The sequence below is a fragment of the Pectobacterium sp. 1950-15 genome, assembly GCF_037136835.1.
GTDB lineage: Bacteria > Pseudomonadota > Gammaproteobacteria > Enterobacterales > Enterobacteriaceae > Pectobacterium.
In genome coordinates this window covers 22,512-36,605 of record NZ_JBBBQR010000027.1, presented here as the reverse complement: position 1 = coordinate 36,605, position 14,094 = coordinate 22,512, and the positions used below count along the sequence as shown (strand labels likewise).

Here is a 14,094-nt window from a genome sequence, read left to right as displayed (position 1 = left end):
CGCGTTTGGAACGACTGTTTATCCGTATCCGGTGGCAAAAGACAGTCGGTATCTTGCGTAGATCAGGTAGACTATGTGATATCTGAATTAGTAGGTATTTCTATCATGGCGTCGAGCGTTATTTCATTAAAGTCTTATAACTCTTTCTCATTACCTGTTTCCGCATCTTGTCTTAAGGTTGCGGATACTCAGGAGAAATTGATTGAGGGATGGCGAGTCGCCAGCGCATCACAAGAGCCGATTTTATTGCTAGGGGAAGGGAGTAATGTCCTTTTTCTTGAGGATTTCTTAGGCACTATTCTGTTAAATCGGCTCAAGGGTATAGATATTCGAGAAGAAAGCGATGGCTGGTATCTTCATGTTGGTGCAGGTGAGAATTGGCATCAATTAGTTGAATATACGCTTAGGCGTGGTATTGCAGGGTTAGAAAATCTGGCATTAATTCCAGGATGTGTGGGTTCTGCACCGATACAGAATATTGGTGCGTACGGTATCGAATTACAGCATGTTTGTGATTATGTTGACGTGTTGGATCTAGCTGAAGGTAACGTTATGCGTTTTCCCTCTGAGGAATGCCAGTTCGATTACCGTGAAAGCATATTTAAGCATCAATACCGCTCTGGGTTTGCGATTACCGCAGTAGGGTTCTTTTTAAAGAAAGAGTGGAATCCTATACTTAACTACGGTGATTTGGTCAAGCTGGACCCTACAAATGTTACGCCACAGCAGATATTTGATTCCGTATGCCATATGCGCCGAAGCAAACTTCCTGATCCTACCGTGACCGGTAATGCCGGTAGCTTCTTCAAAAATCCGATAATTACACCGCAGCATGCTGAATGTGTTTTACGAGAGTATCCGAATGCCCCTCAGTATTTACAAGCTGATGGCAATGTTAAATTGGCCGCCGGGTGGTTGATTGATCAGTGCAATCTTAAAGGATTTCAGTTTGGTGGTGCAGCTGTTCATGAGAAACAGGCATTAGTTCTAATTAATAAAAATAATGCAAAAAGCTCCGATGTTGTCGAATTAGCGCGTTACGTCCGCAATCAGGTTGCTGCAAAATTCTCCATAGAGCTGGAGCCTGAAGTTCGCTTTATTGCTGCGCATGGTGAGGTCAATGCCATCGAGGTATTATCATGAAAGATATTACGGTTCCTCTTAAACTAATTAAAATCCTCTCTGATGGCGAATTTTATTCCGGTGAATTACTGGGTGAAATGATGGGGATGAGTCGAGCGGCGATTAATAAACATATTCAAACTATACGTGATTGGGGAATTGATGTTTTTACTGTGACGGGCAAGGGCTATTCTTTACCTGCGCCTATGCAGTTATTAGACGAGGAGGCTATCCTCAAGCACCTACCAGAAGGTGGTGTGACAGTTTTACCTGTCGTTGATTCTACTAATCAGTATATTTTAGAACGATTGGACACCTTATCCTCCGGTGATGCATGCCTTGCTGAATATCAGCAATCTGGGCGTGGTCGTCGGGGCAGGCAATGGTTCTCGCCCTTTGGTGCAAATTTATATTTGTCTTTATACTGGCGCCTAGAACAGGGACCTGCTGCGGCTGTTGGCGTTAGTTTGGTTATCGGCATCGTAATGGCAGAAGTGCTACATAAGCTTGGTGCTGATGGTGTTCGAGTCAAATGGCCCAATGATTTATATCTGAAGGATAGAAAACTAGCAGGAATTCTTGTCGAACTTACCGGAAAAACGGGAGATGCCGCTAATCTGGTCATTGGAGCTGGCATTAATTTACAGATGAGAGAGCCTGCTCCAGATACGATTAGTCAAGGCTGGATAAATTTACAAGAAGCAGGTATAGATATTAATCGCAATATACTCGCTTCGACTCTTATTTCTGAATTAAGAGGGGCTTTGGCTATCTTTGAACTACAAGGCCTTGAACCATTTATTCCCAGATGGGAAAAATTGGATAACTATTTTAATCGCCCGGTTCGTTTGATTATCGGTAATCGTGAAATATATGGAATCGACCGAGGAATAGATCGTCAAGGGGCGCTGCTCTTAGAAAACGATGGGTTGGTCACGCCATATATTGGTGGGGAGATTTCTCTGCGTGGTGCGTGAAAAAAAAGGGGGATTAACCCCCTTTTATATTTATTCGCTTTTCACTTTCTCAATCGCACACATTCAACGGCATGATTAGCGCTTTTAGTCATAATAAGACTGGCTCTTTCTCGAGTAGGTAGAATATTTTCTTTTAGATTAAGCCCATTAATTTCTTTCCATAATTGAGAGGCAATACCAACAGCCTCTTCTTCTGTCAGTTTTGCATAATTATGAAAATATGAATTTGGATTTGAGAATGCACCCTGCCTGAATTTTAAAAAACGATTTATATACCATGTTTGTAGTAGTGTTTCTGGTGCATCGACATAGATAGAGAAATCAACAAAGTCAGAGACGAAAACTCTATGTGGATCATGTGGATAGTCCATCCCACTCTGTAGAACATTTAAGCCTTCTAATATTAAAATATCAGGTTGTTCCAACACTTTATTGTTATTAGGAACGATGTCGTATGTTAGATGAGAATACGTTGGAGCGGTGACTTTGTGTGTTCCTGATTTTATATCAGAAACGAATTTTACCAGGCTATGCATATCATATGATTGCGGAAAGCCTTTTTTCTTCATCAAATCACGCTCTTTTAACACCTTATTTGGATGAAGAAACCCATCGGTTGTAATGAGCTCTACACTGCGATGTTCCGGCCAACGGCTTAATAATGCCTGCAGCACACGGGCTGTGGTACTTTTTCCCACGGCGACACTACCCGCAATACCGATTATGTAAGGTATTTTTTGGCCATCAGTCCCTAAGAACTGCTCCAGTACCGCCTGACGGCGTAAATTAGAGCTGATATAGAAATTAAGCAGGCGGGATAGCGGCAGATAAATTTCTGCGACCTCGTCTAATGAAAGGTCTTCGTTAATCCCTTTGAGCTTAACGATTTCTTCCTCTGTCAGCGTTAACGGGACGGAATCGCGCAAGGCGGCCCATTGGCTGCGATTAAATTGTAGATATGGCGTGGCCAAGGATTGCTCTCTATTGCTCATAAGTCGTGTTCTGCCTGCTTAACAGGTAAGAAAAGGGACTTTCAGCCAGCGAGGAAAACGGGCTATTAGTTTAGCCAACGCTATGATCGCGGCGCCTTTTCTTATGTAATAAATTTTTGATAATGGGCAGGTTAACACTTTGCTGATAGAAAGAAGAAGAGAAAATCGGTTCTGTACCCGATGCTTCTATGTTTATGCATCGGGTACAGGCTAGCTGGCGATTGCTTTACCTAACCCGTTCACGGCAAAGAGGCGTTTATAGTAGATAGCCGTTGGATGGTAATACCCATCGGGTGTGCAAGCATAATCAGGCAATTCTCCCAGATGGCGATAACCCAGAGCGCGGTAGAACGCTTCTGCCGGGGAGCCAGCTTGGGTGTCTAAGTAGAGTAACCCTCTTTGTTGGAAAAGCGCGTGCTTTTCCAGTAAATGAATGAGTTGTCTGCCTATTCCCGCTCTGCGTACTCGGCTATGAACTAACAATTTTTGAATTTCAGCCCTGTTTCTCCCGTTTGGCTTTTGACACAACTCTAGCTGTACACTTCCGACGATACCTTCCTCGCCGCGCGCTGCCCATAGTATGCGGTCACCGTTGGCGACAGATGCCTGTAAGCCATGAAAATATTCCATAGCTTCTTTGTGGTGCAGAGGTGATTGATATCCAACAGAAGCGCCTTTTTCTACAGCATCTATTAATAGATTGGCCAGTTCTTCACGATAGACAGGTAAGGTTGCCGCATTGAGTTGAACTATTTTCATCGTACTTTGCTCGTTCTTCAGAAATTTGTTTCTAAACAAGCAAAATGCATTCCAAGCCTGTTTTCTTAGAAAAGTGAGCAAAATAGCATCTGTCAGTGCAGAGTCTGCCCCCTTAAAGGGCAACATTCCATTATTGGTGCAAGAGACATTGAGGAGATGTTGACGGTGAAATCGCCATTTTGTTAGATGGAACTGGTGGTTCTTTGCGCTAATTCTGATTGCTGATCTAGATTTATGGCTGAATTTGGATAAAATCTAAGCGATAGCGCATTTTACGCAATTTTTTTGTTGCATCGAGCGTTCTGTCTACCTAGAATGCGCAGCACTTGAAGCCGGCTTAGCTCAGTAGGTAGAGCAACTGACTTGTAATCAGTAGGTCACCAGTTCGATTCCGGTAGCCGGCACCATCAAGTACACAACCAGGTGGGGTTCCCGAGCGGCCAAAGGGAGCAGACTGTAAATCTGCCGTCACAGACTTCGAAGGTTCGAATCCTTCCCCCACCACCAAATTCAATCCTGGTAACAGGATATTCGATACGGTAGTAAGACTGAGCCGGATCGACGAAGGCGGGGTCTATAAATTCTTATTCCCCAATTTCAAAATCTACAGAAAAATTAGGTAGCCGAGTTCCAGGATGCGGGCATCGTATAATGGCTATTACCTCAGCCTTCCAAGCTGATGATGTGGGTTCGATTCCCACTGCCCGCTCCAAGATGTGCTGATATAGCTCAGTTGGTAGAGCGCACCCTTGGTAAGGGTGAGGTCGGCAGTTCGAATCTGCCTATCAGCACCACTTCCTTTTCCTCCTCCTGATTTTCTTTCTGTGAATAAATTCAGCAAGCTATTGCTTGGTTGATGTGGTGATACCACCGATTTATCCGTGTCTTAGAGGGACAATCGATGTCTAAAGAAAAATTTGAACGTACAAAACCGCACGTTAACGTCGGTACTATCGGCCACGTTGACCATGGTAAAACAACGCTGACCGCTGCAATCACTACCGTTCTGGCTAAAACCTACGGTGGTAACGCGCGTGCATTCGACCAGATCGATAACGCACCAGAAGAAAAAGCACGTGGTATCACCATCAACACGTCTCACGTTGAATACGATACCCCGTCTCGCCACTACGCGCACGTTGACTGCCCAGGACACGCCGACTATGTGAAAAACATGATCACCGGTGCTGCTCAGATGGACGGCGCGATCCTGGTTGTTGCTGCGACTGACGGCCCAATGCCTCAGACCCGTGAGCACATCCTGCTGGGTCGTCAGGTTGGCGTTCCTTTCATCATCGTGTTCCTGAACAAATGTGACATGGTTGATGACGAAGAGCTGCTGGAACTGGTTGAGATGGAAGTGCGTGAGCTGCTGTCTCAATACGATTTCCCAGGCGACGACACACCAGTTGTTCGTGGTTCTGCGCTGAAAGCGCTGGAAGGCGAAGCTGAGTGGGAAGCAAAAATCATCGAACTGGCAGAGCACCTGGATTCTTATATCCCAGAGCCAGAGCGTGCAATTGACAAGCCGTTCCTGCTGCCAATCGAAGACGTATTCTCCATCTCCGGCCGTGGTACCGTTGTTACCGGTCGTGTAGAGCGCGGTATCGTTAAAGTCGGTGAAGAAGTTGAAATCGTTGGTATCAAAGACACCGCGAAATCTACCTGTACTGGCGTAGAAATGTTCCGCAAACTGCTGGACGAAGGCCGTGCGGGTGAGAACGTTGGTGTTCTGCTGCGTGGTATCAAGCGTGAAGAAATCGAGCGTGGTCAGGTACTGGCTAAGCCGGGTTCAATCAAGCCACACACCAAGTTCGAATCAGAAGTGTATATCCTGAGCAAGGATGAAGGCGGCCGTCATACTCCGTTCTTCAAAGGTTACCGTCCTCAGTTCTACTTCCGTACAACTGACGTAACGGGCACCATCGAACTGCCAGAAGGCGTAGAGATGGTAATGCCGGGCGACAACATCAAAATGGTTGTTACCCTGATCCACCCAATCGCGATGGATGACGGCTTGCGTTTCGCAATCCGTGAAGGCGGCCGTACAGTAGGCGCGGGCGTTGTTGCTAAAGTTATCGCTTAATCGCTGATAACGTTTGACGCGACACGCGATAAAAGGGCATCATTTGATGCCCTTTTTCTACGCTGTCATGGTAGAACCTATCTCATCAGCGATTGTGAGATATAATCATTGGTGAGATAGGCTCTGTAGATACGGCGTAAATACCGAATTATTCGTTTTACAGAACATCTTTCGGTTTGGTTGCTCCGTGGTTACGGGGCAAAGTTATTTGTCTGAATCATTGTGACAGGTTGGTTTATGAGTGCGAATACCGAAGCTCAGGATAGTGGGCGTGGCCTGGAAGTGATTAAGTGGCTGGTAGTAGGTGCCTTGCTGGTTGTTGCGATTGTTGGCAATTATTATTACCGCGAATTTAGTCTTCCTCTGCGTGCATTGGCCGTTGTTATCCTGATCGCCGCTGCCGGTGGTGTGGCACTGCTGACCACGAAAGGCAAAGCAACCGTAGCGTTTGCTCGCGAAGCGCGTACTGAAGTGCGCAAAGTAATTTGGCCGACTCGTCAGGAAACGTTACACACCACGTTAATCGTTGCCGCGGTGACTGCCGTGATGTCACTGATTTTGTGGGGACTGGATGGAATTCTGGTCCGTTTGGTATCGTTTATCACTGGCCTGAGGTTCTAAGATGTCTGAAGCTCCAAAAAAACGTTGGTACGTCGTTCAGGCGTTCTCTGGTTTTGAAGGTCGCGTAGCACAATCACTGCGTGAGCATATCAAACTCCATAATATGGAAGAACTGTTTGGCGAAGTCATGGTGCCTACTGAAGAAGTAGTCGAAATCCGTGGTGGCCAGCGTCGCAAGAGCGAGCGCAAGTTTTTCCCTGGTTATGTCTTGGTACAGATGGTGATGGAAGATGCCAGCTGGCATCTTGTACGCAGCGTACCTCGTGTTATGGGGTTCATTGGCGGTACATCCGATCGTCCTGCGCCAATCAGTGACAAAGAAGTGGATGCGATTATGAATCGTCTCCAGCAGGTTGGTGACAAACCACGTCCGAAAACGCTGTTTGAACCGGGTGAAATGGTTCGCGTTAACGACGGTCCATTTGCTGACTTTAACGGTGTTGTCGAAGAAGTTGACTACGAGAAGAGCCGCCTGAAGGTGTCTGTCTCTATCTTTGGTCGTGCAACGCCGGTTGAACTGGACTTTGCTCAAGTCGAAAAAGGCTAATTGCCCGACAGGACTTGCTGGAAATAGCTACTTGCCTATGGCGCGAAATTAACCTATAATTTCGCGCCTTTTGTTTTTCAGGGGCCTTAACGGCGTCTGAAACGTAATACAAACCACGGGGAGCCTTTCACTAGGCGCTATTACCCAATTGAGGAAAGTTAAATGGCCAAGAAAGTACAAGCCTATGTCAAGCTGCAAGTTGCAGCTGGTATGGCTAACCCAAGCCCACCGGTAGGTCCGGCTCTGGGTCAGCAGGGTGTGAACATCATGGAATTCTGTAAGGCGTTCAATGCTAAAACTGAAAGCGTTGAAAAAGGTCTGCCGATTCCTGTTGTTATTACCGTTTATTCTGACCGTTCTTTCACCTTCGTTACCAAAACGCCTCCAGCAGCTGTTCTGCTGAAGAAAGCGGCTGGTATCAAGTCTGGTTCCGGTAAGCCGAACAAAGACAAAGTTGGTAAAGTAACGAGCGCTCAGGTTCGTGAAATCGCAGAAACTAAAGCTGCGGACATGACTGGTTCTGATGTAGACGCTATGGCGCGTTCTATCGCAGGTACCGCTCGTTCCATGGGCCTGGTAGTGGAGGATTAATAAATGGCTAAGCTGACCAAGCGCATGCGCGTGATCCGTGACAAAGTTGATGTAACTAAACAGTACGACATCAACGAAGCTGTTGCTCTGCTCAAAGAGCTGGCCACTGCTAAGTTCGTAGAAAGTGTAGACGTAGCTGTTAACCTCGGCATCGATGCACGTAAATCTGACCAAAACGTTCGCGGTGCAACCGTTCTGCCTCACGGCACCGGTCGTTCTGTTCGCGTAGCAGTCTTCACCCAGGGTGCAAACGCTGAAGCTGCTAAAGCTGCTGGCGCTGAGTTCGTGGGCATGGAAGATCTGGCTGATCAGATCAAGAAAGGCGAAATGGGCTTTGACGTTGTTATTGCTTCTCCAGATGCAATGCGCGTTGTTGGCCAATTGGGCCAGGTTCTGGGTCCACGTGGCCTGATGCCAAACCCGAAAGTGGGTACTGTAACACCTAACGTTGCTGAAGCTGTTAACAATGCTAAAGCAGGTCAGGTTCGTTACCGTAACGACAAGAACGGTATCATCCATACCACTATCGGTAAGGTTGATTTCGACTCTAACAAATTGAAAGAAAACCTGGAAGCCTTGCTGGTTGCGCTGAAAAAAGCAAAACCATCTCAGGCGAAAGGCGTGTACATCAAGAAAGTTAGCCTGTCTACCACTATGGGCGCTGGCGTTGCTATCGACCAGAGCGGTCTGAACGCTGCTGCTAACTAATAGCTTTTGTTCCGCTTTACTCGGGTGTGAGATTTACCTATAATTTTACGCCCGTTGTTCCTCAAGTGGAATAACGCAAGAATTTTCGGTTGGAGCCTGGCCTATCCAGGCCTCCGTCCAAGACCGCAGGTGTTTCGAAAGAAACTTAATCCTTCCTGCGTAGACGGTGACAGAGCCTAAATAACGTTTTTCTTTTTTATAAAGAATAATTTTTTACTGGATTCTGCTCACCGTGTTTCAACGCTTATCTCTAATTTTGGCGATAAGTGAAGTGAGTTCCGGAGATTTTCTCCGGCTAAATCCAGGAGCAAAAGCTAATGGCATTAAATCTTCAAGACAAACAAGCGATTGTTGCTGAAGTCAGCGAAGTAGCCAAAGGTGCGCTGTCTGCGGTTGTTGCGGATTCCCGTGGCGTTACCGTTGATAAAATGACCGAACTGCGTAAAGCAGGTCGTGAAGCTGGCGTTTACATGCGTGTTGTTCGTAACACCCTGCTGCGCCGCGTCGTTGAAGGCACTCAATTTGAATGCCTGAAAGACACGTTTGTTGGTCCGACCCTGATTGCATATTCTATGGAACACCCGGGCGCTGCTGCTCGTTTGTTCAAAGAGTTCGCGAAAGCGAATGCAAAATTTGAGGTCAAAGCTGCAGCCTTTGAAGGTGAGCTGATCCCGGCGGCTCAAATTGACCGTCTGGCAACGCTGCCGACTTACGAAGAAGCACTGGCACGTCTGATGTCGACCATGAAAGAAGCCGCTGCAGGCAAACTGGTCCGCACTCTGGCTGCTGTTCGCGATGCAAAAGAAGCTGCGTAATAGCGCTTTCTTTTCTAACGCACTTGCTAACGTATAAACTATTTCTGATTCTTAGGAACAATTGTTATGTCTATCACTAAAGATCAAATTCTGGAAGCAGTAGCAGCTATGTCTGTAATGGATGTTGTTGAGCTGGTTTCTGCTATGGAAGAAAAATTCGGTGTTTCTGCTGCTGCTGCTGTAGCTGTTGCTGCTGGCCCAGCTGAAGTTGCTGAAGAAAAAACTGAGTTCGACGTTGTGCTGAAAGGCATCGGCGCTAACAAAGTTGCTGTAATCAAAGCTGTTCGTGGCGCGACTGGTCTGGGCCTGAAAGAAGCCAAAGATCTGGTTGAATCTGCACCAGCAGTTCTGAAAGAAGGCGTGAGCAAAGATGACGCTGAAGCACTGAAAAAATCACTGGAAGAAGCTGGCGCAGAAGTTGAAGTTAAATAAGCCAATCTTTCAGGTTGCAGCCTGATTTATTAGGCTGATGGCTGGTGACTTTTTAGTCACCAGCCTTTTTGCGCTGTAGGGCATCGATGGGCTTTCGCACTGTTTAGCCATTGATTTCCCCAATATTTTTTTCTATTGACGACTTAATATACTGCTTTCCAGAACGGGCTCCCTGCCTGAGCAAAAGCGATGAAATGGTTTAAGAGTAATAGAAAGACGTATTACGGAAAGTTCCCCATTTTCCGACCAACATAAATAGTGTTGCATGAACTGTCCTTCTTAGGGCAGACAGAGTGGTTCGACTTGTCAGCTAGCTGAGGAACCCTATGGTTTACTCCTATACCGAGAAAAAACGCATTCGTAAGGATTTTGGTAAACGTCCGCAGGTTTTGGACGTACCTTATCTCCTTTCTATCCAACTTGACTCGTTCCAGAAGTTTATCGAGCAAGACCCGGAAGGTCAGTACGGTTTGGAAGCTGCATTCCGTTCTGTTTTCCCCATAAAAAGCTATAGCGGTAATTCAGAGCTGCAATACGTTAGCTATCGCTTGGGCGAGCCAGTATTTGACGTTAAAGAATGTCAGATCCGTGGGGTGACGTTCTCTGCGCCGCTGCGCGTGAAACTGCGCCTGGTGATCTACGAGCGCGAAGCGCCTGAAGGCACCGTTAAAGACATCAAAGAACAAGAAGTTTACATGGGCGAAATTCCGCTCATGACCGACAACGGTACCTTCGTGATCAACGGCACTGAGCGTGTAATCGTATCTCAGCTGCATCGTAGTCCAGGTGTGTTCTTCGATAGCGACAAAGGTAAAACCCACTCTTCAGGTAAGGTGCTGTATAACGCACGTATTATTCCTTACCGTGGTTCCTGGTTGGATTTCGAGTTTGATCCGAAGGATAACCTGTTTGTTCGTATCGACCGTCGCCGCAAATTGCCTGCGACCATTATCCTGCGCGCGCTGGGTTACTCCACCGAACAGATTCTCGATCTTTTCTTCGATAAAATTGTCTATGAAATCAATGGCAATAAATTGCAGATGGATCTGGTTCCTGAGCGCCTGCGTGGTGAAACCGCATCGTTTGATATCGAAGCGAACGGTAAAGTTTATATCGAAAAAGGTCGCCGTATCACTGCGCGTCATATCCGTCAGTTAGAGAAAGATGGTATTGAGCGCATTGAAGTGCCTGTTGAATATATTGCTGGCAAAGTGCTATCCAAAGACTATATCGACGAGAGCACTGGTGAACTGATCGGCGCAGCCAACATGGAGCTGTCGCTGGATCTGCTGGCTAAACTGAGCCAGTCTGGCCACAAACGTATCGAGACTCTGTTCACCAACGATCTCGATCACGGTGCATACATGTCTGAAACCGTGCGTGTCGATCCGTCAAACGATCGTCTGAGCGCGCTGGTTGAAATCTATCGCATGATGCGTCCTGGTGAGCCGCCAACGCGTGAAGCAGCAGAAACGCTGTTCGAGAACCTGTTCTTCTCTGAAGACCGCTACGATTTGTCTGCGGTTGGTCGTATGAAGTTCAACCGTTCTCTGCTACGCGATGAGATCGAAGGTTCCGGTATCCTGAGCAAAGACGACATCATCGAAGTGATGAAGAAGCTCATTGATATCCGTAACGGTAAAGGCGAAGTGGACGATATCGATCACCTCGGCAACCGTCGTATCCGTTCCGTCGGCGAAATGGCAGAAAACCAATTCCGCGTTGGTCTGGTACGTGTAGAACGTGCTGTAAAAGAACGTCTGTCTCTGGGCGACCTCGATACGCTGATGCCGCAGGACATGATTAACGCCAAGCCTATTTCGGCTGCCGTGAAAGAGTTCTTCGGTTCGAGCCAGCTGTCACAGTTTATGGACCAGAACAACCCGCTGTCCGAGATTACGCACAAACGTCGTATCTCTGCATTGGGCCCAGGCGGTCTGACGCGTGAACGCGCTGGCTTTGAAGTCCGTGACGTACACCCAACTCACTACGGCCGCGTTTGTCCTATCGAAACGCCGGAAGGTCCGAACATCGGTCTGATCAACTCCCTGTCCGTTTATGCGCAAACGAACGAGTACGGTTTCCTTGAAACCCCATATCGTCGTGTGCGTGACAACGTGGTGACGGATGAGATCCATTACCTGTCTGCGATTGAAGAAGGTAACTTCGTTATCGCACAGGCGAACACCAATTTGGACGAAGAAGGCCGCTTCATCGACGAACTGGTTACCTGCCGTAACAAAGGCGAGTCCAGCTTGTTCAGCCGCGATCAGGTTGAATACATGGACGTTTCCACACAGCAGGTGGTTTCCGTCGGTGCATCCCTGATTCCGTTCCTGGAACACGATGACGCCAACCGTGCCCTGATGGGTGCGAACATGCAACGTCAGGCCGTTCCGACCCTGCGTGCTGATAAGCCGCTGGTTGGTACCGGTATGGAACGTGCTGTTGCGGTTGACTCCGGTGTGACTGCCGTAGCCAAACGTGGTGGTACAGTACAGTACGTGGATGCATCCCGTATTGTAATCCGCGTTAATGACGATGAAATGTATCCGGGCGAAGCCGGGATCGACATCTATAACCTGACCAAATATACCCGTTCTAACCAGAACACCTGCATCAGTCAGATGCCGTGTGTATCTCTGGGTGAGCCGGTAGAACGTGGCGACGTTCTGGCAGATGGCCCGTCCACCGATCTGGGTGAACTGGCGCTGGGCCAGAACATGCGCGTGGCATTCATGCCATGGAATGGTTACAACTTCGAAGACTCCATCCTCGTTTCCGAGCGTGTGGTTCAGGAAGATCGCTTTACGACCATCCACATTCAGGAACTAGCCTGTGTGTCTCGTGACACCAAGTTAGGGCCTGAAGAAATTACTGCGGACATCCCGAACGTGGGTGAAGCAGCACTTTCCAAACTGGATGAGTCCGGCATCGTTTACATCGGTGCGGAAGTGACTGGTGGTGACATTCTGGTTGGTAAGGTAACACCGAAAGGTGAAACCCAACTGACGCCAGAAGAGAAACTGCTGCGTGCGATCTTCGGTGAGAAAGCGTCTGACGTTAAAGACTCTTCTCTGCGTGTACCAAACGGTGTTTCCGGTACGATTATCGACGTACAAGTCTTTACCCGCGATGGCGTGGAAAAAGACAAACGTGCGTTGGAAATCGAAGAAATGCAGCTGAAGCAGGCGAAGAAAGACCTGACTGAAGAATTGCAGATTCTGGAAGCGGGCCTGTTTGCACGTATCCATGCTGTGCTGGTTTCCGGCGGCGTAGAAGCTGACAAACTGGACAAACTGCCGCGCGAGCGCTGGTTGGAACTGGGTCTGACTGATGAAGATAAACAGAATCAGTTGGAACAGCTGGCAGAACAGTATGATGAGCTGAAGCACGAGTTTGAGAAAAAACTCGAAGCTAAGCGCCGTAAAATCACTCAGGGCGATGATCTGGCACCGGGCGTGCTGAAAATCGTCAAGGTTTATCTGGCTGTTAAACGTCAGATTCAACCGGGTGACAAAATGGCAGGTCGTCACGGGAACAAAGGTGTTATCTCCAAGATCAACCCGATCGAAGATATGCCTTACGATGAGAACGGTACGCCGGTCGATATCGTACTGAACCCGCTGGGCGTACCTTCACGTATGAACATTGGTCAGATTCTGGAAACCCACCTGGGTATGGCTGCGAAAGGTATCGGCGAGAAAATCAACGCCATGCTCAAGCAGCACGAAGAAGTGACTAAACTGCGTGAGTTCATCCAGAGAGCCTACGATCTGGGCGACGATGTGCGTCAGAAAGTCGACCTGAGCACTTTCTCAGACGAAGAAGTTATGCGTCTGGCTGAAAACCTGAAGAAAGGTATGCCAATTGCAACGCCGGTATTCGACGGTGCAAAAGAGAAAGAAATCAAGGAACTGTTGCAGATGGGCGGTATCCCTACCTCCGGTCAGATTACCCTGTACGACGGACGTACCGGTGAGAAATTTGAGCGTCAGGTTACAGTGGGCTACATGTACATGCTGAAACTGAACCACTTGGTTGACGATAAGATGCATGCTCGTTCCACCGGTTCTTATAGCCTGGTTACTCAGCAGCCGCTGGGTGGTAAGGCGCAGTTCGGTGGTCAACGCTTCGGTGAGATGGAAGTGTGGGCGCTGGAAGCTTATGGTGCAGCTTATACCCTGCAAGAAATGTTGACCGTTAAGTCTGATGACGTGAACGGCCGTACCAAGATGTATAAGAACATCGTGGATGGCAATCATCAGATGGAACCAGGCATGCCGGAATCCTTCAACGTACTGTTGAAAGAAATCCGCTCGCTGGGTATCAACATCGAGCTGGAAGAAGAGTAATCCCAGCTCGTTGTATTGCTGGCATTCGTCATAGGGACACCTGAATTGTGTTTTTAACGGCATGGTTCAGGTGTCTATCAGGTCTAACT

12 protein-coding genes and 4 tRNA genes are annotated in these 14,094 nt (G+C 47.8%); 14 read left to right on the top strand and 2 right to left on the bottom strand.

Annotated features, from left to right (window positions below; translation table 11 throughout):
- Positions 1–105: 105 nt before the first annotated feature.
- Positions 106–1,143: a UDP-N-acetylmuramate dehydrogenase gene (murB, locus tag WCT94_RS20220; protein ID WP_336871454.1), complete on the top strand. Its 1,038-nt coding sequence runs from the start codon at positions 106–108 to the stop codon at positions 1,141–1,143.
- Entirely contained in the window at positions 1,140–2,099 is a 960-nt protein-coding gene (gene birA, locus WCT94_RS20215) for a bifunctional biotin--[acetyl-CoA-carboxylase] ligase/biotin operon repressor BirA (RefSeq protein WP_336871451.1), read from the top strand. The genes murB and birA overlap by 4 nt, the downstream gene beginning before the upstream one ends.
- Positions 2,100–2,140: 41 nt before the next feature.
- On the opposite strand, the gene coaA is transcribed toward birA, so the two are convergent.
- Together coaA and WCT94_RS20205 are read right to left on the bottom strand one after the other, a co-directional pair.
- Entirely contained in the window at positions 2,141–3,091 is a 951-nt protein-coding gene (gene coaA, locus WCT94_RS20210) for a type I pantothenate kinase (RefSeq protein ID WP_012772929.1), read from the bottom strand.
- Positions 3,092–3,301: 210 nt separating this feature from the next.
- Positions 3,302–3,850: a GNAT family N-acetyltransferase gene (locus WCT94_RS20205; RefSeq protein ID WP_336871449.1), complete on the bottom strand. Its 549-nt coding sequence runs from the start codon at positions 3,848–3,850 to the stop codon at positions 3,302–3,304.
- Positions 3,851–4,181: 331 nt separating this feature from the next.
- Between WCT94_RS20205 and WCT94_RS20200 the strand changes: the two genes are divergently transcribed.
- The 12 genes from WCT94_RS20200 (at position 4,182) to rpoB (ending at position 14,005) form a co-directional block, all read left to right on the top strand.
- A tRNA-Thr gene (locus WCT94_RS20200) sits at positions 4,182–4,257 on the top strand.
- Between the two features lie 15 nt (positions 4,258–4,272).
- A tRNA-Tyr gene (locus WCT94_RS20195) sits at positions 4,273–4,357 on the top strand.
- 130 nt (positions 4,358–4,487) lie between these two features.
- A tRNA-Gly gene (locus WCT94_RS20190) sits at positions 4,488–4,562 on the top strand.
- A gap of 6 nt (positions 4,563–4,568) precedes the next feature.
- A tRNA-Thr gene (locus tag WCT94_RS20185) sits at positions 4,569–4,644 on the top strand.
- Between the two features lie 107 nt (positions 4,645–4,751).
- Positions 4,752–5,936 carry an elongation factor Tu gene (gene tuf / locus WCT94_RS20180; protein WP_012772931.1) on the top strand — a complete coding sequence of 395 codons (1,185 nt, stop codon included), beginning with the start codon at positions 4,752–4,754 and terminating at the stop codon, positions 5,934–5,936.
- 237 nt (positions 5,937–6,173) lie between these two features.
- Entirely contained in the window at positions 6,174–6,557 is a 384-nt protein-coding gene (gene secE / locus WCT94_RS20175; RefSeq protein ID WP_010285488.1) for a preprotein translocase subunit SecE, read from the top strand.
- A 1-nt stretch (position 6,558) separates the two neighbouring features.
- The gene (gene nusG, locus WCT94_RS20170) at positions 6,559–7,104 is read left to right on the top strand and encodes a transcription termination/antitermination protein NusG (RefSeq protein ID WP_005970339.1); all 546 of its coding nucleotides are present in this window, start codon (positions 6,559–6,561) and stop codon (positions 7,102–7,104) included.
- 162 nt (positions 7,105–7,266) lie between these two features.
- A complete protein-coding gene (gene rplK, locus WCT94_RS20165; RefSeq protein ID WP_012772932.1) occupies positions 7,267–7,695 on the top strand; it encodes a 50S ribosomal protein L11 in 429 nt (142 codons plus the stop codon).
- Positions 7,696–7,698: 3 nt separating this feature from the next.
- Positions 7,699–8,403, top strand: coding sequence for a 50S ribosomal protein L1 (rplA, locus tag WCT94_RS20160; RefSeq protein ID WP_180742832.1), 705 nt, complete (start codon positions 7,699–7,701; stop codon positions 8,401–8,403).
- 317 nt (positions 8,404–8,720) lie between these two features.
- Positions 8,721–9,218, top strand: a complete 498-nt coding sequence (gene rplJ, locus WCT94_RS20155) for a 50S ribosomal protein L10 (RefSeq protein ID WP_012772934.1) — start codon at positions 8,721–8,723, stop codon at positions 9,216–9,218.
- A 66-nt stretch (positions 9,219–9,284) separates the two neighbouring features.
- Positions 9,285–9,650, top strand: a complete 366-nt coding sequence (gene rplL / locus WCT94_RS20150) for a 50S ribosomal protein L7/L12 (protein WP_012772935.1) — start codon at positions 9,285–9,287, stop codon at positions 9,648–9,650.
- Positions 9,651–9,976: 326 nt separating this feature from the next.
- Complete coding sequence (gene rpoB / locus WCT94_RS20145; RefSeq protein ID WP_225086523.1) at positions 9,977–14,005, top strand: DNA-directed RNA polymerase subunit beta; 4,029 nt, start codon at positions 9,977–9,979, stop codon at positions 14,003–14,005.
- Positions 14,006–14,094: the final 89 nt, after the last annotated feature.